The sequence below is a fragment of the Modestobacter sp. SYSU DS0904 genome (assembly GCF_054051115.1).
This window is the reverse complement of the sequence record NZ_JBJHAQ010000034.1, coordinates 19,597-39,938: the sequence shown is the minus strand read 5'-3', so window position 1 is coordinate 39,938 and position 20,342 is coordinate 19,597. Positions and strand designations below refer to the sequence as shown.

The 20,342-nt window shown below is 72.7% G+C and carries 19 protein-coding genes; 15 read left to right on the top strand and 4 right to left on the bottom strand.

The window, feature by feature from the left end:
- Positions 1 to 117: 117 nt before the first annotated feature.
- From ACI79U_RS17655 to ACI79U_RS17645, 3 genes are all read right to left on the bottom strand, one after another.
- Positions 118 to 1,071, bottom strand: coding sequence for an acetamidase/formamidase family protein (locus ACI79U_RS17655; RefSeq protein ID WP_457071332.1), 954 nt, complete (start codon positions 1,069 to 1,071; stop codon positions 118 to 120).
- Between the two features lie 43 nt (positions 1,072 to 1,114).
- Complete coding sequence (locus tag ACI79U_RS17650; protein WP_457071334.1) at positions 1,115 to 2,347, bottom strand: serine hydrolase domain-containing protein; 1,233 nt, start codon at positions 2,345 to 2,347, stop codon at positions 1,115 to 1,117.
- Between the two features lie 167 nt (positions 2,348 to 2,514).
- Positions 2,515 to 2,802 (bottom strand): HU family DNA-binding protein, encoded by a 288-nt coding sequence (locus ACI79U_RS17645; RefSeq protein ID WP_457071336.1) that lies wholly within the window; start codon positions 2,800 to 2,802, stop codon positions 2,515 to 2,517.
- A 335-nt stretch (positions 2,803 to 3,137) separates the two neighbouring features.
- Here ACI79U_RS17645 and ACI79U_RS17640 point away from each other — a divergent pair, with 335 nt between their 5' ends.
- The gene (locus tag ACI79U_RS17640; protein WP_457071338.1) at positions 3,138 to 4,061 is read left to right on the top strand and encodes an aldo/keto reductase; all 924 of its coding nucleotides are present in this window, start codon (positions 3,138 to 3,140) and stop codon (positions 4,059 to 4,061) included.
- A gap of 61 nt (positions 4,062 to 4,122) precedes the next feature.
- Here ACI79U_RS17640 and ACI79U_RS17635 read toward each other — a convergent pair whose 3' ends face one another.
- Positions 4,123 to 4,899, bottom strand: coding sequence for an IclR family transcriptional regulator (locus ACI79U_RS17635; protein WP_457071340.1), 777 nt, complete (start codon positions 4,897 to 4,899; stop codon positions 4,123 to 4,125).
- A gap of 247 nt (positions 4,900 to 5,146) precedes the next feature.
- Between ACI79U_RS17635 and ACI79U_RS17630 the strand changes: the two genes are divergently transcribed.
- The 14 genes from ACI79U_RS17630 to ACI79U_RS17565 all read left to right on the top strand — a co-directional run bounded on the left by ACI79U_RS17630 (position 5,147) and on the right by ACI79U_RS17565 (position 20,324).
- On the top strand, positions 5,147 to 6,775 hold the full coding sequence (locus ACI79U_RS17630) for an ABC transporter substrate-binding protein (RefSeq protein WP_457071343.1): 1,629 nt from the start codon (positions 5,147 to 5,149) through the stop codon (positions 6,773 to 6,775).
- A gap of 90 nt (positions 6,776 to 6,865) precedes the next feature.
- Positions 6,866 to 7,888: an ABC transporter permease gene (locus tag ACI79U_RS17625; protein WP_457071345.1), complete on the top strand. Its 1,023-nt coding sequence runs from the start codon at positions 6,866 to 6,868 to the stop codon at positions 7,886 to 7,888.
- 185 nt (positions 7,889 to 8,073) lie between these two features.
- Positions 8,074 to 8,835, top strand: a complete 762-nt coding sequence (locus ACI79U_RS17620) for an ABC transporter permease (protein ID WP_457071347.1) — start codon at positions 8,074 to 8,076, stop codon at positions 8,833 to 8,835.
- A complete protein-coding gene (locus ACI79U_RS17615; RefSeq protein WP_457071349.1) occupies positions 8,832 to 9,752 on the top strand; it encodes an ABC transporter ATP-binding protein in 921 nt (306 codons plus the stop codon). The genes ACI79U_RS17620 and ACI79U_RS17615 overlap by 4 nt, the downstream gene beginning before the upstream one ends.
- The gene (locus tag ACI79U_RS17610; protein WP_457071351.1) at positions 9,749 to 10,558 is read left to right on the top strand and encodes an ABC transporter ATP-binding protein; all 810 of its coding nucleotides are present in this window, start codon (positions 9,749 to 9,751) and stop codon (positions 10,556 to 10,558) included. The genes ACI79U_RS17615 and ACI79U_RS17610 overlap by 4 nt, the downstream gene beginning before the upstream one ends.
- Entirely contained in the window at positions 10,555 to 12,282 is a 1,728-nt protein-coding gene (locus ACI79U_RS17605; RefSeq protein ID WP_457071353.1) for a nitrilase-related carbon-nitrogen hydrolase, read from the top strand. Before ACI79U_RS17610 ends, ACI79U_RS17605 begins: the two co-directional genes overlap by 4 nt.
- A 10-nt stretch (positions 12,283 to 12,292) precedes the next feature.
- On the top strand, positions 12,293 to 14,485 hold the full coding sequence (locus ACI79U_RS17600) for an FAD-dependent monooxygenase (RefSeq protein WP_457071355.1): 2,193 nt from the start codon (positions 12,293 to 12,295) through the stop codon (positions 14,483 to 14,485).
- Positions 14,482 to 15,225 carry a maleate cis-trans isomerase family protein gene (locus ACI79U_RS17595; RefSeq protein WP_457071357.1) on the top strand — a complete coding sequence of 248 codons (744 nt, stop codon included), beginning with the start codon at positions 14,482 to 14,484 and terminating at the stop codon, positions 15,223 to 15,225. Before ACI79U_RS17600 ends, ACI79U_RS17595 begins: the two co-directional genes overlap by 4 nt.
- Before the next feature lie 43 nt (positions 15,226 to 15,268).
- Positions 15,269 to 15,610, top strand: coding sequence for a Dabb family protein (locus tag ACI79U_RS17590; RefSeq protein WP_457071359.1), 342 nt, complete (start codon positions 15,269 to 15,271; stop codon positions 15,608 to 15,610).
- Positions 15,607 to 16,242, top strand: coding sequence for an isochorismatase family protein (locus ACI79U_RS17585; protein WP_457071361.1), 636 nt, complete (start codon positions 15,607 to 15,609; stop codon positions 16,240 to 16,242). The genes ACI79U_RS17590 and ACI79U_RS17585 overlap by 4 nt, the downstream gene beginning before the upstream one ends.
- A complete protein-coding gene (locus tag ACI79U_RS17580) occupies positions 16,239 to 16,961 on the top strand; it encodes a cysteine hydrolase family protein (protein ID WP_457071363.1) in 723 nt (240 codons plus the stop codon). Before ACI79U_RS17585 ends, ACI79U_RS17580 begins: the two co-directional genes overlap by 4 nt.
- Entirely contained in the window at positions 16,958 to 17,926 is a 969-nt protein-coding gene (locus ACI79U_RS17575) for a polysaccharide deacetylase family protein (protein ID WP_457071365.1), read from the top strand. The genes ACI79U_RS17580 and ACI79U_RS17575 overlap by 4 nt, the downstream gene beginning before the upstream one ends.
- Positions 17,923 to 18,855, top strand: a complete 933-nt coding sequence (locus tag ACI79U_RS17570) for a hypothetical protein (protein WP_457071367.1) — start codon at positions 17,923 to 17,925, stop codon at positions 18,853 to 18,855. The genes ACI79U_RS17575 and ACI79U_RS17570 overlap by 4 nt, the downstream gene beginning before the upstream one ends.
- Positions 18,852 to 20,324, top strand: coding sequence for an MFS transporter (locus ACI79U_RS17565; protein ID WP_457071369.1), 1,473 nt, complete (start codon positions 18,852 to 18,854; stop codon positions 20,322 to 20,324). Before ACI79U_RS17570 ends, ACI79U_RS17565 begins: the two co-directional genes overlap by 4 nt.
- Positions 20,325 to 20,342 lie beyond the last annotated feature (18 nt).

Here is a 20,342-nt window from a genome sequence, read left to right as displayed (position 1 = left end):
CCCCCCACACCCCCCCCCCCCCCCCCCCCCCCCGCCCCCCCCCCCCGCCCCCCCCCCCCCCGCCCCCGCCCCCGGCCCCGCCGCCGCCCCCCCCCCCCCCCCCACCCCGGGGACGGGCTAGCGGATCGCGCCCCAGGGGAGGACGGCGTGCACGCCGACCACCTGGTTCACCACCTGGGTGACCCGCAGGTCGACCACCACGCTGGCCAGGGCGAGCGCGTCGGAGCGGCCCATCCCGTGCACCGCCGCGATGACGTCGAGCATCGCGTCCAGCGCGACCGCCATCGCCTCGTCCAGGTCGTCGGCGACGCCCATGGTCACCCAGCCCGCGGGGGTCCGCGCGACCGGCGTGGTGAGCGCCGCGCCGAACAGGTCGGGCAGCACGTCGAGGGTCAGGTCGATGCGTTCCAGCGGGCACTCGATCGCCGTCCCGCCGACCTCGCCGTCGCCCTGCGCGGCGTGCCCGTCGCCGACCGACAGCAGCCCGTCGGGCACGGTCACCGGCAGGTACAGCGTCGAGCCGGCGACCAGCTCGCGGCAGTCGAGGTTCCCGCCGTGCCAGTAGGGCGGGATCGTCGAGTGCTGGCCCGGCTCGGCCGGGGGCACGCCGATCACCCCGGGGAAGGGCCGTAGCGCGACCGAGTGCCCGGCCTGGTTGCGCCCGACGCCGGCGGTCGCGTCGAGGGTCCACCGGTGGACGACGGGGGCGACGGTCACCCCGAGCCACTCGTTGAGCGCGGTGGACCGCAGCCCGACGTAGGTGGTGCCGAACGGCCCGGGGACGACGTCGTCGATGCGGATGCTGAGCACGTCGCCGACCGAGGCCCCGCGGACGGCGACCGGGCCGGTGAGCGCGTGCCCGTGCGCCGGGTCGTGCGCGGGGTGCCGTGGGCGGGCGGCGAGCCCCTCGACGGTGTCCGGGCCGGTGTAGGGGCCGGTCGACCAGCCGGAGTCCAGCGTGCCCAGCCGCACCGTCGTCCCCGGGTCGACGGTCAGTGCCGGGGGCCGGGCGGCGTCCCAGGAACCGTGCAGGGTGCGCGCGTCGGGCAGCAGGACGTGACCGGGCTCCATGCGCTCATCCCACCAAAGTGGCCACTTGGGCGAGCGGCGGGCGTCAGCGGATGGCCTGCTGCACCAGCGGGCGGAGGTGGTTGCGCACCGGCAGGGTGCTCGAGGGCAGCAGCTGGGTGTGGAAGGTGACCGTCAGGTCCTCCACCGGGTCGACGTAGAACTCCGTCGAGGCCGCTCCGCCCCAGCCGTAGGTGCCCACGCTGGCCACCCCGCCGTAGCGCACCGGGTCGAGCACCATGGAGAAGCCGAGCCCGAAGCCGACGCCGCGCAGCGGGGTCTCCGCGTACAGCGGTCGCCCGGCGGACTCGAGGTCCAGGCCCCCGGGCAGGTGGTTGCGCACCATGTGCGCCAGCGTTCGTGGGCCCAGCACCCGCTCCCCGGACGGTGTCGCCCCACCGGCCCGCAGCATCTCGACGAACCGCAGGTAGTCACCGGCCGTGGAGACCAGCCCGGCGCCGCCGGCGAGGAAGGTGGGCCTGCGCAGCGCGGCCCGGGCGAACGGCGCCGGGAGCGGGGTCACCCCGGGCCCGTAGAGCTGGGCGAGGGAGTCGACGTCGTCCCCGGGGCGCAGCCCGAAGGAGGTCTCGGTCATGCCCAGCGGGCCGAACACCCGCTCGGCGAAGACCTCGTCCAGCGGCTTCCCGGCGACGACCTCGACCAGCCGGCCGAGCACGTCGGTCGAGACGCCGTAGTTCCACTCGGTGCCGGGCTGGAAGAGCAGCGGCATCTCGGCGAACTGACGCACCACCTCGGCGGAGTCGGCCCCGGGCGGGGTGCCCCACTCGTGGCCGCGCAGCCGGTAGAGCTCGTCGACCGGGTGGGCGTGGTGGAAGCCGTAGGTGAGCCCTGCGGTGTGCGTCAGCAGGTGCCAGACCCGGATCGGCTCCATCAGCGGCACGGTCACCGGCTTCTGGGCCGGGCCGGCGGTCCACACCCGCGTCTCCGCGAACTCGGGCAGCCAGCGGCTGATCGGGTCGGTGAGCTCGAAGGCGCCCTCCTCGTACAGCGACATCGCCGCGACCGAGGTGACCGGCTTGGTCATCGAGTAGATCCGCCAGCGGGTATCGGCGGTGACCGGGCGGCCGGCCTCGACGTCCCGCTGCCCACCCATGCCCACGTGCGCCAGCCGGCCGTGCCGGGCGACGGTGACCAGGAAGCCGGGCAGGCGGCCCTCGTCGACGTAGCGGGCCAGCCGGCGGTCCAGCCGCTGCAGGCGGGCGGCGTCCAGCCCGACGTCGGCCGGGTCGGTCGACACGGTCAGCTCGGTTGCCGCCACCGGCGCTCCGCTCGTCGCGGGCCCGGCTCCCCGATGAGCAGCGCCCCCGCTCGCATCCTGGCACGAGTGCCAGGAGCGCAACGGGGGCGCCGGTACGCGCTAGAACGGCCTGGCTGCAGGGGCCCGCGGCGCGCGGAGCGCGTCGTGGGGAGCAGCCAGGTCCTTCATCAGTCGACCGGAACGGCCGCGGCAGCCTTCTTCAGGTTGGAGCCGGCGGTCACCTTGACGGTGTTGGCAGCGGCGATCTCGATGGACTCGCCGGTCTGCGGGTTGCGACCGGTGCGGGCGGAGCGCTGCGCCCGCTCGACGGTCAGCAGGCCGGGCACCGCCACCTTGTCGCCGCGGGTGATGGCGTCGACGAGCTCCTCCTGGAGGCCGTTGATCACGGAGTCGACGGTGCTGGCGGGGACGTCGGCGCGCTTGGCGATGGCGGAGACGAGTTCGGCCTTGTTCATGCGGGTTCCTCTCGGTGTCGTGGTCGGCGGCCCGGCCCTCGGGCGGGCCGCCGTGTTCGTCGTGCCCGGTCCGACCGGGCACGGCCCCCGGGAGTCCTCGCGGACGCCGGGGCATCCACCGGGCACTCCGCGTGATCACGGGGGCCCGGTGGGCGGATCTGGCCGACCCCATCGTCGACCAGCAACGGGCGGCACGTTGCCATGCCGACCTGGGTGTTGGCGAGCGCTGGGCCCGGATTCCCGGGGGTTCACTACCCCTGGGTCACTTTCGTAACGCAGTTGATCACGCCGGGTACGGCGCGCGCGGCACCGGGTGCCGTCCTAGCGTGGTGGACATGCCTCAGCTCCCCGGGACCGACCTGACCGTCAGTGACCTCTGCCTGGGCGGCAACGTCTTCGGGTGGACCGCCGACGAGCCGACGTCCTTCGCCGTGCTCGACCGGTTCCTCGACGCCGTCCCCAGCACCCAGTCGCCGTTCGTCGACACCGCCGAGATGTACGGCGACGGCGCCTCGGAGACCGTCCTGGGCAACTGGATGGCCGAGCGCGGCGCGCGCGACCGGATGGTGGTGGCCACCAAGGCCAGCCCGGGGGAGAAGGAGCACCCCCTGTCTGCGGCGGAGATCCGGGCGGCCTGCGACCGGTCGCTGCGCAATCTGCAGACCGACCACATCGACCTGTACTACGCGCACTACGACGACCAGAGCACGCCGCTGGAGGAGACGCTGCGCGCCTTCGACGAGTTGGTGCAGGCCGGCAAGGTGCGCCACGTCGCGGCGTCGAACTACTCGCCCGAGCGGCTGACCGAGGCGCTGCGCACGTCGGACGAGCTCGGGGTCACCCGGTACGTGGCGCTCCAGCCGCACTACAACCTGATGGAGCGCGCCGTCTACGAGGACGAGCTGCAGGCCGTCGCGGCCGAGCACGAGCTCGGCGTGCTGCCCTACTTCGGGCTGGCCCGTGGCTTCCTGACCGGCAAGTACCGGGCGGGGGAGACCATCGACTCCCCGCGCGCGAAGGGCGCGGCGAAGTACGTGGGGGAGAAGGGCGACCGGGTGCTCGCCGCGCTGCAGCAGGTCGCCGACGCGCAGAGCGTGACCGTCGCCGCCGTCGCGCTGCGCTGGCTCGCCGACCAGCCCACGGTGACCGCGCCGATCGCCAGTGGCCGCACCGTGGAGCAGCTGGCCGACCTGCTGCCGATGCTGGACCTGGTGCTCACCGACGAGCAGCGGCAGCGCCTCACCGACGCCAGCGCCTGAAGAAGGGGTCCCTCGGCCCCTGCGAGAAGGGGCCGAGGGCGCGCTGCGACGTCCGGCGCCGTCAACGGCGGGGCGGTTCCAGTGCCTCGGAGATCCGGTCGGCGCCGGCGATGATCATGCGCCGGATGTCCGCCCGGCGGTCGGCGTCCAGACGGTAGGCGGGACCGGCGGTGCCGATGACCGCGATGACGTCGTGACCGCGGCGGATCGCTGCTGCGCAGCCCCAGATCCCGTCGTCGATCTCCGCCATGCTCTCGCTGTTGCCCAGCCGGGCCGTTCGCTCCAGGGCCTCGCTCGACAGCATCGCCAGCCGGTCGGGCGCCAGCATCGGACGCACCCGCTCCAGGTAGCGCTCCCGCTCGTGCTGCGGCATGTAGGACAGCAGCAGCCTCGGCATCGATCCGGAGTGCAGCTGCATCGCCTGACCCCGCTCGAACTGCAGGCGCACCGCCTGGTGTGACTCGACCCGTTCCACGCAGAACGCGGCATCGCCCGAGCGGCGGGCGAGCAGCACCGTCTCGCCGATCCCGTCGCGGAGCATGGTCATGACCGGGAGCGCGAGATCGACCAGGGGCGACCGGCCGCTCTCGCAGGCCTCGGCCAGGCTCATCACCCTGTCGGTGACCCGGTAGACGCTGTTCGGGCCCGCCTCCAGGAGCCCGGACTCGCGCAGCTGTGCGACGTAGCGGTACGCGCTGGAGGCCGTGAGGTCGAGCTCTGCTGCGATCTCGGCGATCGTCCACGCCGGTCGTGCCCCCGAGAAGCAGAGCAGCACCGAGAGCAGTTTGCGGCCGCTCTCGGTACCGGTGGCCGTCCTGCGGTCGTGTGAAGCGGTCATCGTCGACTCCTGTTCGCACGCTCTGAAAGTCGCCCTCGCAACCTACTGGAGCCGTCCTGAGTGTTCATGTTTCCAGGACGTCACATGTTCCGGAAACCCCTGTTAACTCGGGCCTCCGCTCTTGAATGGGCAGCTCGCCGGCTGGCAGGGTCGCTCTCACATGCTGAGTCGCAACATCGCAGCATGCGAAAAAAGGCTTCATGTGCGCCCGTTCGTCCGGCCACCCGACCCCTCGAGAGAGACGCCAATGCCGAAGATCCGCATGATGGGCCCGTTGGCCCTCTTCACCGTCGCCGGGCTCGTGCTCGCCGGTTGCAGCAACGCTGACGTGAGCACCAGCGCGACGGACGGTGAGGCGGCAGCAGACGCGAACTACGTCATCGCCATCGCGCAGGACTTCCAGGGGGTCGACCGGGCGTCCTTCGCCAGCGAGGCCTCGAAGACCCTGGGGGACATCCAGCAGAGCCGCCTGCTGAACCTGTCCAAGAGCGACGAGGACGCCGACTCCTGCATGGACGACGCGCCCACCGAGATCGACGACGAGAGCCCGCTGGTGCAGAGCTGGGCGGTCACCGACGACGGCATGGGCATTGACATCGTGCTCAAGGACGGCGTGCAGAGCGCCGCCGGGAACGTCCTCACCTCGGCCGACGTCGTCTGGACCATCGACCGGATCAAGGCGCTCGACGCGGGTGCTCAGACCCTCTGGTTCACCGTGGGCGGCTTCGACGAGGCCGAAACCATCACGGTCACCGACGACACCCACTTCCGGCTCAACCTGACCGAGCCCTCCGCGCTGGCGCCCTACGCCCTGGCCGGGGTCGCCGGGATCATCCACGACTCCACCGCAGCACAGGCGCAGGCCACCGCCGACGACCCGTGGGCCGTGGCCTACCTGACCGACCACACCGCCAACTTCGGGCCGTGGGACCTCACCTCGTTCGGCGCCCAGCAGCTCGTCTTCAGCCGGAACGAGAACTACCAGGGTGAGCGCGGGAACGTCAGCACGGTCACCGTGCAGACGGTCACCGACGCCTCTGCGCGCATCCAGCTGGTGCAGTCCGGGCAGGCATCGGAGACCAACGGGCTGGACTACACGCAGCTGGCGTCCCTCGAGTCGGGCAGCGGTGTCAACGTGGTCGAGTGCGCGTCCTCGCAGCGTGACTGGCTGGGGTTGAACGCCGCGGACCCGATAGTCGGGAACACGCAGGTCCGGGAGGCCATCTCGCTCGCTCTCGACCGCGAGGCCATCGCCGCCAGCATCTACCAGGGCTTCGCCGACCCCTCCTCCGCCGGACTGTCGCAGGCGTTCGGCGTGGATGAGGGGGAGAACTACACGCAGGACGTCGAGCAGGCCACGTCCCTGCTGGCGGAGGCGGGGTACGCGGACGGTTTCACACTGACCCTGTCGGTCTCTCCCGCCCAGCCCGGCACCTACTCGCAGAGCCTCGCTGCCCTGATCCAGCAACAGCTGGCCGCCGTGGGCATCACGGTCGAGATCGAGACCGTCCCCTCGGCGACCGACTTCCGCAGCCAGGGCCTGGATCGCTCCATGCAGGCTTGGCTGATGGCCGAGACCCCGGCCTTCGCCAACGCCGGCTACAGCGGGTGGATCACCAACGCCGACGGCGGCCTGCAGAACTACGCCGGGTACTCCGACGCCGACCTCAACGACCTGACCGCGTCGCTGATGGCCGACGGCGCCGGCGACGAGGCGGCGACCCAGGAGCTGTCGGATCTGATCGACACCCTGCAGCCGGCGATCTACCTGGTCGACAAGTCGACGTACTTCGTCCGGGCCACCTGCGTGGAGAGCGTGCCGACGTCGACCCTGGCCTTCGACCTGGCCGGCTCGGTCACCACCTGCGGCCAGTAGTCCCCAGGTCGGGCCGGCTGGGGCGCACCCCCGGCCGGCCCGACGGCACCACATCCAGCCCGGCACCACAGACCACGAGAGGAGACGCAGATGCGGCACGTCCCCGCGAGCACCGTCGTGAAGCGGCTCGTCGCCATCCCGGTCTCGGTGTTCGCCATCGCGACCCTGACGTTCTTCCTCATCCGGGCCACCGGCGCCGATGCGGCCGCCACCCTGGCCGGTGAGTACGCCGACGCCGACGCCATCGCGCAGGTCCGGGACGACCTCGGGCTCAACGACGGCATCTGGCACCAGTACGTCCAGTTCCTGAGCGACCTCGTGCGCGGTGACCTCGGCACCTCCTACTTCTCCAAGGGGCCGGTCACCGACGAGATCTTCGGGCGCCTGCCGCTGGACCTGGTGATCGGGCTGCTGTCCCTCCTGGTGGCCGTGGTGCTCGGCGTCGCAGCCGGTTCGATCGCGGCCTACACGCGGGACCGCTGGCCCGACGGCGTCCTCCGGGTCGTCGTCAGCGCGCTGCAGTCGATCCCCGAGTACGTGCTCGCCCTCGTGGCGATCTTCGTGTTCTTCTACCTGCTCGGCTGGCTCCCCGCGCCGGTCGGTCAGCTGCCGATCGGCGCCGTCCAGTCCCCGGACGTCACCCACGTCGCGCTGATCGACAGCGCGCTGGCCGGCAACTGGATCTCCTTCTGGCAGGCCCTCGCCCAGCTGGTGCTGCCGGTCCTCAGCGTCGGGGTCGTGCTCGCCGCCGCGTTCGCGAAGGTGACCCGGTCGAACTTCACCACCGTGCTGTCCTCACCCCAGGTGCAGTACGCCAAGGCCCTGGGGCTGTCGCCCTGGCGGGTCTACCGGTCCGCGTTCTCGGTCACCCGGTCCTCGGTGCTGACCACGGTCGCGATCGTCCTCGGCGTCGTCCTCGGCGGTGGCTCGATCTTGCAGAAGATCTTCACCCTGGACGGCGCCGCGGCCTACAGCGTCGATTCGATCTTCCGCCTCGACCTGCCCGCGATCCAGGGCACCGTCATCGTCTTCGGCTCGCTCACGGTGCTGGTCTTCCTGCTCATCGACCTGGTCATCGTCCTCACCGACCCGCGCGTCCGTCAGAAAGGCTGAGTGACACCGTGACAACCCCGCTGGGCAGCACGGTCGACACCCCGACCGCCGGGCCTCCGACGCCCGCCGACACGACACCCGACACCGACGTCACGGGTGCTGCCACCCTCCGACGCCGAGTCACCCGCCCGGCACGCCCTGGCGGGCGCGGTCCCTTCACGGCCCAGGTGTGGATCGGCGCGGCGATGCTCGTCGCGGTGCTCCTCGGGGGCGTGGTGGCCACCGTCGCGATGCGTCCGTCGTTCATCAGCTCCGACGTCCTCGCCGCCCCGTCGGGCGAGTACCTGTTCGGCACCGACAGCGCCGGTCGCGACCTGTTCGCCCGGACCCTCGCCGCCGGCCTGGCCGACCTCCCCCTGGCGCTGGGCAGCACCGTGATCGCGGCGGTGCTGGGCACGCTCCTCGGGCTGCTGGCGAGCGCCGGCGGGCGCACCGCAGAGCCGATCATGCGCATCGTCGACGGCTTCCAGGCCTTCCCCACCCTGATCCTGGTGCTGGTGATCGTGCGGATCACCGGCGGGGGCACCACGGTCCTGCTGATCACCCTGGCCGTGCTCAACATGCCCCGCTTCATCCGGCTGACGCGCACCGAGGCGATGCAGGTGTCCTCGGCGCGGTACGTGTTCTTCGCACGGGTGATCGGGGCGAGGAGCGGCCACGTGCTGCGCCGGCACATCCTGCCCAACGTCTCCGGCGCGATCCTGTCCCAGGCCAGCGTCAGCGCGGCGATCTCGCTGTCGGCGATCGGGGCGATGTCCTTCCTCGGTCTCGGCATCGCGCCACCCACCCCCAGCTGGGGCGCCATGATCCAGCTCGGCGTCGGCGGTCTCACGATCGGCCAGTGGTGGCCGGTGTTCTTCCCGTGTCTGGGCCTGGTCTGGTCGATCGTCGCCTTCAACCTCGTCGCCGACAGCCTCGATGCGCACTTCGCCCGGGAGTCCCGATGACCTCGTCCACCGGCCTCGCGCCGTCCACCGGTCCCGCGCCCGAGGTCGGCCAGGTACTGCTGGACGTGGAGGCGCTGCGGGTGGAGTTCGCCCGCGACGGCGTCGTCACCCCGGTGCTGCACGGGATCTCCTACCGGGTCGATGCCGGGGAGTTCGTCGGAATCATCGGGGAGACCGGGTCGGGCAAGTCGGTCTCGCTGCGCGGCGCGCTGGAGATGCTCCCGCGCAACGGGCGGGTCACCGGTGGGCGGTCGACCTTCCTCGGCCGCGACCTGCAGGCCCTGCGCGGGCGCGAGCTGCGCGCCGTCAAGGGCGAGCAGATCGGCTTCGTGCCGCAGCAGCCGTGGAGTGCGCTCAACCCGATCATGACGATCGAGAAGCAGTTCCTCGCGGTCGGCCGATCGCACGGTCGGTCGAGCGCGTGGACGAAGGACGCCGCCCGGCAGATGCTCCGCCGGGTCGAGATCACCGACACCGAGCGGGTGCTCCGCGGGTACGTCGGTGAGCTGTCCGGTGGCATGGCGCAGCGGGTGCTGATCGCCATGAGCCTGGTGCTCTCCCCGGTACTGCTGGTCGCCGACGAGCCGACGACCGCGCTGGACCTGACCGTCCAGCGGGACGTGCTCGACGTCATCACCGGCATCTGCCGGGAGGACGGCACCGGCGTTCTGCTGGTCACCCACGACCTCGGCGTCGTGTCGAACTACTGCGACACCGTCTACGTGATGAACGCCGGCCGGGTGCTGGAGAGCGGCCCGGTCGACCGGGTCTTCTCCGCCCCCACTGACCCGTACACGCGGGGACTGGTGGTCGCCTCGTCCCGGCACGTCCGCGAGGACGACTACGCCGCGGCGCAGGCCGCCGGCAGTGCACGGATCGCCACCAGCACCGCCGTCCCGGGAGGAATCCACCGGTGAACGAGTTGTCCGTCCACGACGTGCGCAAGACCTACGGCAAGGGGAAGCGCGCCAACACCGCCGTCGACGGTGTCTCCTTCACCGTGCGGGCCGGCACCACGCTGGCGGTGATCGGTGAGTCCGGCTCGGGCAAGTCGACCCTCGGCCGGATTGTGCTCGGGGCCGAGCCCGTCGACTCCGGCGAGGTGCGGGTGGACGGCCGGCCCCTCGGTGACCACGATGCCCGGGGCTGGCAGGAGTTCCGTCGGACGACCTCGATCGTGCTGCAGGAGCCGGAACTCGCGCTGAACCCGCGGCGGACGGTGGGGCAGTCGGTGCAGGAGCCGCTGGACGTCCACTACCCGCAGATGCCGGTGGCCGAGCGCCGCCGGAAGGGCGAGGAGGCACTCGCCGCAGCGCACCTGGACCCGGGCCTGTGGTCGCGGTACCCCGCCCAGTTGTCCGGTGGGCAGCAGCAGCGCGTCGGCATCGCCCGGGCGATCGTCACCGAGCCGACCTTCGTCGTCCTGGACGAGCCCACCGCCTCGCTGGATCTCTCGGTCCGCGGCCGGATCCTGGACACCCTCAACGAGCTGCAGGAACGCATCGGCATGTCCTACCTGCTCATCACGCACGACATGTCCACGGTCTCGGCGATGGCCGACGACGTCGTCGTCCTGCTCCAGGGCCAGGCCGTGGAGCACGGCGCCTGGGAGACCGTCCGCCGCACCCCGGAACACCCGTACACCCAGCGGCTGCTGTCGGCCGTCCTGCCGGTCCGCCAGCAGCTGGGTGCCGACTCCCGACCGGAGGGGAGCGCAGCATGAGCGTCGTCCGCGTGGCCACCGCCCAGTTCTTCTCCGGTACCGACGTGCCCGCGAACCTGGCCCTCGTCCGGCGCTGGATGCAGGAGGCGGCCGCCGTCGGTGCCCGCCTGCTCGTCACGCCCGAGAACGCCAACCGGGTGCGTGACTTCACCACCCGCGAGGGGGCGTGGGCGGTGGCCGAGACCCTCGACGGCCCGTTCGTGACCGGGCTGCAGGAGACCTGCCGCGAGCTGGGCCTGTACCTGGTCGTCGGCGTCGACCTGCGCGGCGAGCAGGCGCCCGACGTGCACATCGCCTCGGTGCTGATCGGACCCGACGGCGACCTCGTGAAGGTGCATCGGAAGCACGTCTTCTGGGACTACGAGTACACGCTCTTCGTTCCCGGCGACGAGCCGATCGAGGTCGTCGAGACCCCGATCGGGCGGCTGGGCCTGCTGATGTGCGCCGACGGCATCGTGCCGGAGGTGCCGCGGTTACTCGGCCTGGCCGGAGCGCAGCTGCTGTGCAACTCGCTCAACAGCCGCGGTCCCGACGAGCACCGGTCGCACGTGCCGCTGCGGGCACTGGAGAACCGGGTGTGGCACGTCTCGTCGAACACGGTCGGCGGCCCCGCGGACGCCTACCCCTGGATGGGAGGCTCGCAGATCGTGGCGCCCGACGGCCGGGTGGCGGCGACCTGCGGCGAGACCGCCGAGGAGCTGGCCTGGGCCGACATCGAGATCGAGGCGGCCGACGACAAGGTCGTCCCGGGTCTGGGGTCGCTCGTGGAGTACCGGCGTCCGGACCTCTACCGCGAGCTGACGACGCCGGTGGACGAGCTGCCGGTCGCGGCGATGTACGGCCCCGCCGGTGACCTACCCGCCCGGATCGTGCCGACCGCGACCCTGCAGGTGTCCTGGTTCCACAACCAGCGGTGGACGATCACCCGGGCCCTCGGCCAGATCCGCTACGCGGGCACCCGCGGGGTGCAGCTCGGCGTGCTGCCGGAGCTGTTCTGCTTCGCCCCCGGCGAGGTGGCGGCCGACCCGCTCGCCGCCGCCGAGCTGAGCGCCCGGGCGCTGACCCAGCTGCGCGCAGCCGTCGCCGACGCCGGGATGCACGTCGTCGCCCACCTGGTTGAGCGCGACGGCGACTGCCTCTACTCGACCGCCTGGCTGATCGGTCCGGAGGGCGAGGTCCTCGCCCGCTACCGCAAGGCGCACCTGAACCCGGCCGAGCGCGGATGGGCCACCCCGGGGGACGAGCTCGTCGTCGCCGAGACGGTCGTGGGTCGGATCGGGTTGATGGTCGGCGAGGAGGTCTGGCTGCCGGAGGTGGCCCGGGTCCTCGCCCTCCGCGGGGCCGAGGTCATCGCGCACCCGACCAGCTGGGACCGGGTCGAGGCGGCCACCATGGCGGCGGTCGAGCGGGCGGAGGAGAACCGGGTCCACGTCGTCTCGGCGACCCGGCTGGACACGCCCAGCGGACTCGGCAGCCAGATCGTCCAGGCCGACGAGTTCGTCCCGGGTCAGCCGATCGCGCTGATGCGGTTCCCCACGGCCTGGACCTGCCGCGGTGGGTTCGAGGAGCAGATGCGCGTGGACATCGACCTCCGCGAGGCCTCCAGCAAGGTCATGGGCCTGCACCTGGACCCCCTGCAGACGCGCCAGCCGCACATCTACGAGCCGTTCGTCCGTGTCCACGACGGGGTCGGCGCTACCGCTCCGTCACTCCCCACCGCCTGAGATGAGCAGCGTGCACCAGACAGACATCACTTCTCCGGTCGACGCGACGGTCGTCGTCGTCGGCATGGGCCCGGTCGGCATGGTCGCCGCGCTGGCCCTCGCCCTCGAGGGGGTCGACGTCGTGGTCCTCGAGGCCGGCGACGACCTCGCCGAGGAGTCCCGCGCCTCCACCTTCCACCCGCCCACCCTGGAGGTGCTCGACGCCCTCGGCGTCGCCGACGACCTGCACGCCCGAGGGCTGGTGGCCAGCAGCTTTCAATACCGCGACCGTCAGCACCGGGTGCTCGCCGACATGGACATGTCGGTGCTCGCCGCCGACACCGCCTACCCGTACCGGTTGCAGAGCGAGCAGAACAACCTCACCGAGATCATCAGGACGCGGCTGGAGGCCATGGCCCACGTGCAGCTGGTCTTCGGTGCCCCGGTCAGCAGGGTGGAGCTGGCCACCGACGGAGCGAACGTCTTCCTCCCCGGTGACGGGCGCCTGCCCTCGTACCGGGGCCGGTGGGTGATAGCCGCGGACGGGGCGCACTCGAACGTGCGGAAGAGCCTGGGCATCGCCTTCGAGGGCATCACCTTCCCGGAGCGGTTCCTGGTCGCCTCCACGACGCACGAGATGAGCGAGGAGATCCCGGGTCTCGCGCTGGTCTCCTACGTGTCGGACCCCGAGGACTGGGGCGTGCTGCTGCGCACCCCGAAGCACTGGCGGGTGCTCATGCAGGTGGCGCGGGACGTCAGCGACGCCGAGGCGACGGACCCGGTCACGGTGCAGGCGCGCCTGCAGCAGATCTCCCCGCGCACCAGCCCCTACCCGCTGTCGCACACCACGGTCTACGCCGTGCACCAGCGCGTCGCGGCCCGGTTCTCGGCCGGCCGGGTGCTCCTCGCCGGGGACTCCGTCCACGTCAACAACCCCATGGGCGGGCTCGGCATGAACAGCGGCATCCACGACGCGCAGGCAGCGGCCGACGCCGTCCTCGCCGCGCTGGCCGGGGCGGACCCCGACGGGGTGGCCGGCGCCTACGACGACGCGCGCCGCGACGCGGCGGTCAGCTACGTGCAGCGAGCGACCAAGCGGAACTTCGCCGAGCTGCAGGAGACCGACGCCGAGGCGCGGCATGCCCGCACCGTCCGGCTCGGCGAGACCGCCGCCGACCCGGCCAAGGCCCGCGCCCACCTGCTCGGGACGTCCATGCTGACCTCGTACGCGGTGTCCCGGGCACGGCTGGCCGCGGGGCTGCGCGCGGCAGGCCCCGGGGTGCGTGCGCCGGCCGGACGGCGGCTGGCCGGCGTCCTCGCCGGCGAGACCGTCGCAGCACCCGGCACCCACGACGCGGTGTCGGCCCGGGCGCTGGAGGCGTGTGGGTTCCAGGTCGGGTACGTCTCCGGCGCAGGCGTCTCGGCCACCGTCCTGGGCGCGCCGGACCACGGGTTCGTCGGCCGCGCGGAGATGGTCGAGCAGATCCGCCGGCTGGTCGCCGCCACCGACGTCCCTCTCGTGGCCGACGGCGACGGCGGGCACGGCGACGCCGCCCAGGTGGCGGAGACGGTGCGCGCCTTCGAACGCGCCGGCGCCGGGGCGATCCAGCTGGAGGACCAGACGCTGCCCAAGCGGGAGGGGCACGAGCCGGGCAAGCGGGTCATCCCGCGCCAGGCCATGGTCGCCAAGATCCGCGCCGCCGTCGACGCCCGGGTCGAAATGCTGGTCATCGCCCGGACCGACGCGCTGCAGCCCGAGGGGTTCGAGTCGGCGCTGGACCGGGTGGCGGCCTACGCCGCGGCCGGCGCCGACCTGGTCTTCGTCGAGGGCGACCTGGACCTCGACCAGCTCCACCGGGTGCACCGGGCCACCGGCAAGCGACTGGTGATCAGCCGCAGCGAGGCGGCGACCGGCCCGGGACGGACCGATGGCACGAGCCTCCAGGAGCTCCAGGAGCACGGCGTCACGCTCGTTCTCCACCCGGTGTCGGGCCTGCTCGCCGCCACCCGCGCCGTGCGCGAGACCTACACCGCCATCGCCGCCTCCGGCGGTGCCGACCCCTCGCTGCACCAGACGTGGGGCGAGCTGACCGAGCTGCTCAGCGGCGCCCCCGCGCTGGGCGCCCCGCCGCCGGCCCCTGCTCCGGCCCTCATCCCGCCGTCCGTGCCCGCCCCCGCCGGGGTCGGCCCGGCCGTCGCCGTCCGATCTGGAGGCACCGAATGACCACCGTCAGCTCCCCGCGCGCCGTCCTCGGGGTCGTCGTCCCGTCGACGAACACCGTCGTGGAGGACGAGTACAACCGGATGCGTCCCGCCGGCGTCAGCTTCCACGCCGGGCGCATCTTCATCGCCAAGCCCGGCCTCGCCGACGACGCCGACTTCGAGGCCTTCCTCGAGGACCTGCGCATCCAGATCGACGTCGCCATCCGCGACGTCGTCACCTGCGAACCCGACCGCATCGTCATGGGCATGTCCGCGGAGACCTTTTGGGGTGGGGCCGACGGTGCCGCCGCGTTCGAGCAGCACGTCCGGGACGTCTCCGGGCTCGAGGTCTCGACCGGTGCAGTGGCCTGCAAGGAGGCACTCGACGCGTTCGGGGCCCGGCGCATCGCCGTCATCACCCCCTACCAGCCGGTCGGTGACCAGCAGGTCCGCACGTTCTTCAGCGACCTGGGCTTCGACGTCCGGCGGGTGCACGGCCTCAAGTGCGACAGCGCCACGTCCATCGCCGATGTCACCCCCGAGCAGATCCGGGCGGCGTTCCTCGGCGTCGACGGCCAGGACGTCGACGCCCTCGTGCAGGCCGGGACCAACCTCGCCGCGGTCTCCGTCGCCGCCGAGCTCGAGGCCGAGCTGGGCAAGCCGGTGATCGCGATCAACGCCGCCACGGTGTGGCACGCCCTGCGTTCGCAGGGCATCGAGGACCGGCTCAGCGGCCACGGTCGCCTGCTCGCCGAGCACTGACGGCACCCACGCCGCCCACCCACGCCCCAGAGGAGACGACCACGTGTTCCAGCACATCGGGATGCTGACCCTGATCGGGACGGCGACCGCCGCCGACGCCGACTCGATCGCCGACGGCCTGCTCGCCCTGCCCGGGGTCGTCCCCGGCCTCGAGCGCGCCGAGGTCTCGCGCGACGGCGGGCTCGGCGCGGGCAACGCGGCGCTGCACTTCCGCATGGTCTTCGCCGAGCAGGCCGACTGGGAGGGGTACCGCAGCCACCCGGCGCACCTGGCCGTCATCACCGAGCGGATCGCTCCCGTGCTCGCGAGCAAGGTGTTCGTCCAGGTCCCCGAGGGGGCGAGCCGCGTGGCGACGGCGGGGCCGACGGCCGAGCCGGACGCGTGACCGACTTCGCCGCCGACGCGGCCGCGGCCGGTCTGGCCGGCCGGCTCGGGCCGGGCACCAATCCGGCGCTGCTGCTGGTCGACCCGGCCCGGGCGTACACCGAGCCGACCTCCCCCCTCTACGCCGGCGTCGAGGGGGCGGTGGCGGCGATGCGCAGGCTGCTGGGTGCCTGCCGCGCGGCCGGCATCCCGATCGTCATCACCCGGGTGTGGCACGAGTTCCCGGGCGACGGCGGTCTCTTCGCCCGGAAGGTGCCCGCCAGCGTCTGCTTCGCGGCGGGCAGCCCGCTGGCCGAGCCGATCGACGGGCTCGAGCACCGACCGGGGGAGGTGCTGCTGACCAAGCAGTACCCGAGCGCCTTCTTCGGCACGGCGCTCGCCGCGACACTAACCGCCCAGGGCGTCGACACGCTGGTCGTCGCGGGGCTGTCGACCAGCGGGTGCGTGCGGGCCACCGCGCTCGACGCCCTGCAGCACGGGTTCGTGCCGCTGGTCGTCCGGGAGGCCGTCGGCGACCGCCTGCCCGAGGTGCACCAGGCCAACCTGCGCGACATCGACGCGAAGGTGGGCGACGTCGTGTCGCTCGCCGACGTCGAAACCCAGCTGACGACGATTCCCCGGAGGACAGCATGACCACGTTCGAGAACCCGTCCCGCGTCGGCACCGACGACATCGACTGGAACGCCGAGGTGGCCCGCATCCGTCGGCTGCGCGCGGAGCGCACCCGGGTCGGACCCGGTACGACGCCGGCGGTCCTGGTCGTGGACTTCCAGAAGGCCTTCGTCGAGCACGAGGCCTGCGGCCCCTCGGCTGGGGTGGCCCTGCGCAACTCCGCCGTCCTGCTCGACGCTGCCCGGGCGGCCGGGGTCCCGGTGGTCTACCTGGTGATGGTGCTGGACTCGCTGGAGGACCGGATGCTGGCCCAGCGGGTGCGCTCGAGCCTCACCGAGCGGTGCGAGCGGGGCAACCCGTGGACCGAGGTCGCCTCGGCGGTCCCGGTGCACCCCGGCGACCACGTGGTGGAGAAGACTGTGGCCACCGGCTTCTACCGGACCCGGCTCGACCAGCTGCTCACCGAGATCGAGGTGGACGAGACGATCGTGATCGGCACCTCGACCAGCGGCTGCGTGCGGGCCACGGTGATGGACGCCGCCTACCGCAGCTACCACGTCTCGGTGGTCGAGGAGTGCGTCGACGACTTCCGCACGCTGTCCGGCGAGGTCTCGCTGTGGGACATGCAGGACCGCTTCGGCGACGTGGTCTCCCTGGCCGACACCCTCGACCGGTTCGCCGCCCTGGCCGCCGCGCGGGGTCGGACCGCCGCCGGGGCGGCGGAGGTGGCGCGCGCATGATCGCCAATGACGACCGGCTGGTCTACGCCCCGATGGCGGGTCGGCCACAGGTGCGCTGGCCGGAGGGCAAGACCCTCGCCTTCTGGCACGCGCCCAACGTCGAGCACTACGACTACGTCCCGCCCGGCCAGGGCTCGCCGCAGGGCCGGGTCGCCGCCCCGGACATGCAGCACTACGCGCACCGCGACGCCGGCAACCGCACCGCCTTCTGGCGCATGCTGCGCGTCACCGACCGGTACGAGATGCCGGCGAGTGTCTCGCTGAGCCTGCAGGTCCTCGAGGAGATGCCCGAGGTCCGCGACGCGATGTTCGAGCGGGACTGGGAGGTCATGAGCCACGGGATCTCGAACCTGCGCCCCATCTACGGGATGCCCTACGCCGAGGAGAACGAGTTCCTCGCCCTCTCCCAGCGGCTGGCCGAGACCTACTACGGAGGACGCCGGATCAAGGGCATGCTCGGCCCCAAGGTCAGCGGCACCGACAACACGGTCGACCTCATGGCCGCGCACGGGATGACCTACCACGCCGACTGGGTCCACGACGAGCAACCGCGACCGCTGCGCACCACGAGCGGCGCGCGGATCGTCTCGATCCCGTACTCGTTCATGCTCAACGACGTCCCGTTGCTGCACGCCAAGCACTACAGCGGCGAGTACTTCGTGGACATGGCGATCGCCCAGGTCGACCGGATGCTGCGGGACGCCGACCGGGACGGCCAGGGCCGGGTCGCCTGCCTGGCGACCCACCCGTTCGTGTCCGGCCAGCCGTACATGGCCCGTCACCTCGCTGCGATCTTCGAGCACGTCCGCGCGGACGACCGGATCTGGGTCGCCACGGCCGGGGAGATCACCGACCACTACCTCGAGCACTCCTTCGACGGGCAGCTGGCGCACGCGGAGGCGCTGGCGGCCGAGCACGCCGAACGCCTGGCCGCGGTGACGGCGCCCACCGGAGCCGGCCGATGAGCCTCATCGAGCACCCCGCCGACGCCACCGTCTACGCCCCGGACCTGCCGCGCAGCTACGAACCGACCCGGACGCCCTGGCGCTCCGCGGCCCCGCTGACGGTGAGCCTGCTGCTGCACGCACCGTCCTACCGCGACGTGGTCGAGCCACCCCTGCACAAGCCGATGGCGATGCAGGGCGGTGTCGGGCGCGAGACGTCGGAGCCGCGCCACGGTCAGGTCACCCGGCTGTCCCAGTGGGACTTCGGGCTGACCACCGGGGTGTTCCGGCTGCTGGACGTCACCGAGCGGGCCGGTCTGCCCGCGGCCGTCGCGCTGGACGCGGACGCGGCCACCCGGATGCCCGGGCTGGCCACCGCGCTCGCCGACCGCGCCGGCGAGATCGTGGTCCGCGGCCGGGCCGCCAACGTGATCCTGGCCCCCGCGATGACCGAGGAGGAGGAGCGGGAGTACATCACCGGCTCCCGGCGCACTGTGGAGGCGATGACCGGGCGGACCGCCGCGGGGTGGTTCTCCCCGGAACGGGCCTCCACGCCACGCACCCCGGCTCTGCTCCGGGAGGCCGGCTTCGACTGGTTCGGGGACTGGCCGCTGGACGAGGTCCCCGTACCGTTGACCGGCGCGGCGGACGGGCTGGTCGCCCTGCCGTTCTCGCTGGAGACCGAGGACGTGTTCGAGCTGTACACCCGCGGCCTGGACTTCCGGTCCTACCAGCGCCTGGTCGACCAGACCGTCGATCAGCTCGTCGAGGACGCGGCCACGACCGGGCACCGGTTCCTGGGGCTCAGCTGGTTCGGCTGGGTGCTCGGCCAGGCCTGCTACGCCGACGTCGCCGAGCACGTGCTCACCCGGCTCGCCGGCCACCCCGACGTGCGGGTCGTCCTGCCCACCGAGGTCGCGGCACCGGTGGACGCCGTCCCGGGCACGTGACCGCGGTCGACCGGTCACCGGGAACCGTCGGGACGCCGCCGAGCGTCCTCCCACGCGGGGTGGGCTGGGCGCTCGGCTCGGGGACCGTCCTGCAGGGGCTCAACTCCTCGGTCATCGCCGTGGCCCTGGTCTCCATCGCGACGGACTTCGGGGCAGCGGGGGCCGGTGCGCTGCCGTGGCTGGTGTCCAGCATGTACATCGCCTGCGCCGTGGCCTCGCCGAGTGCCGGCCGCCTCGTGGACCTGTTCGGGGCGCGCCGCCTCTACCTGGTCGGGCTGGCCGTGGTGCTCGCCGCCGCGGTCGCCGGTCCCTTCCTGCCGTCGGTGAGGTGGCTGGTCGCCGACCGCATCGTGATGGGCATCGGCGCGTCCGTCCACTTCCCCGCGGCCATGGCCATCGTGCGGCAGATGGCGGCGGAACGGGGGGCGAGCGGCCGCTCGGCGCTGGGCACCATCGCCTTCTGCGGACAGGCCGTCGCTGCCATCGGGCCCTCGCTCGGCGGCCTGCTGGTGAGCGCCTTCGGCTGGCAGTCGATCTTCTGGGTCAACGTCCCGTTGGTCGCGCACTCGGCACTGTGGCTCCTGGTGACCATCCCCCGCTCGGTCGACGTCGAGCGCCCGGGCGCGGAGCCGGCCCCCGGCGCCCGCCCCCGGCGCGGCGTCCGGTCGGTGGTGCGGGCGCTCGACCTGCCCGGCCTCGGGCTGTTCGTGCTCGCCCTCGTCGTCCTGATGTGGGGACTGCTCGGCCTCGACGACGTGGTCGCGGGGGACCGGACGCCGCTGCTGTGGATCGCTGCGTCGCTGCCGCTGTGGGCGCTGTTCGGCGTGCGCGAGGTGCGCGCGGTGTCGCCCTTCGTGGACGTGCGCCTGCTCGCGGCCAACCCCCAGGTCGTGCGCACGTGCGGCCGGGGGGTGCTGACGTTCGTCGCCTTCTACGGCGTCTTCTACGGCCTGCCGCAGTGGTTCGAGTCGGTGCGGGGACTCTCGCCAGCCGGTGCGGGGGCGCTGATGATCCCGGTCTTCGGGATGGGCGCGGTGTCCACGGCGCTCGCGACGCGGGCCGGCGCGCGGCTGAGCTCACGCGCGCTGCTGGTGACCGGGGGTGCGGCGTTCGCCGTGGCCGGTGCGCTGCTGGCGACAGTCATGACCGCTGACACCCCGGTCTGGGCGATGGTGGGGATCGGTGCGCTGCTCGGTGTGCCGAACGGCTTTAACAACATCGGCAACCAGGCGATGCTGCAGGCCACCGCCCCGGCCGATGCCATCGGTGTCGCCAGTGGGCTGTACCGGACCTCGCAGTACATCGGTGCGGCGCTGTCGGCGGCGGTCGTGACCCTGCTGGTCGTCGAGGGAGCTCCTCGAGGCGGCATCGCCGCGCTGGGAGCCGTCATCGGCACCATTGGTGCGGTCCTCGTGCTGCTCAACGCGATCGCGCTGGTGCGTGCCCGCCGCACCTCGGTCGCCCTGTAATCCGGGGCAGCTGCTCTG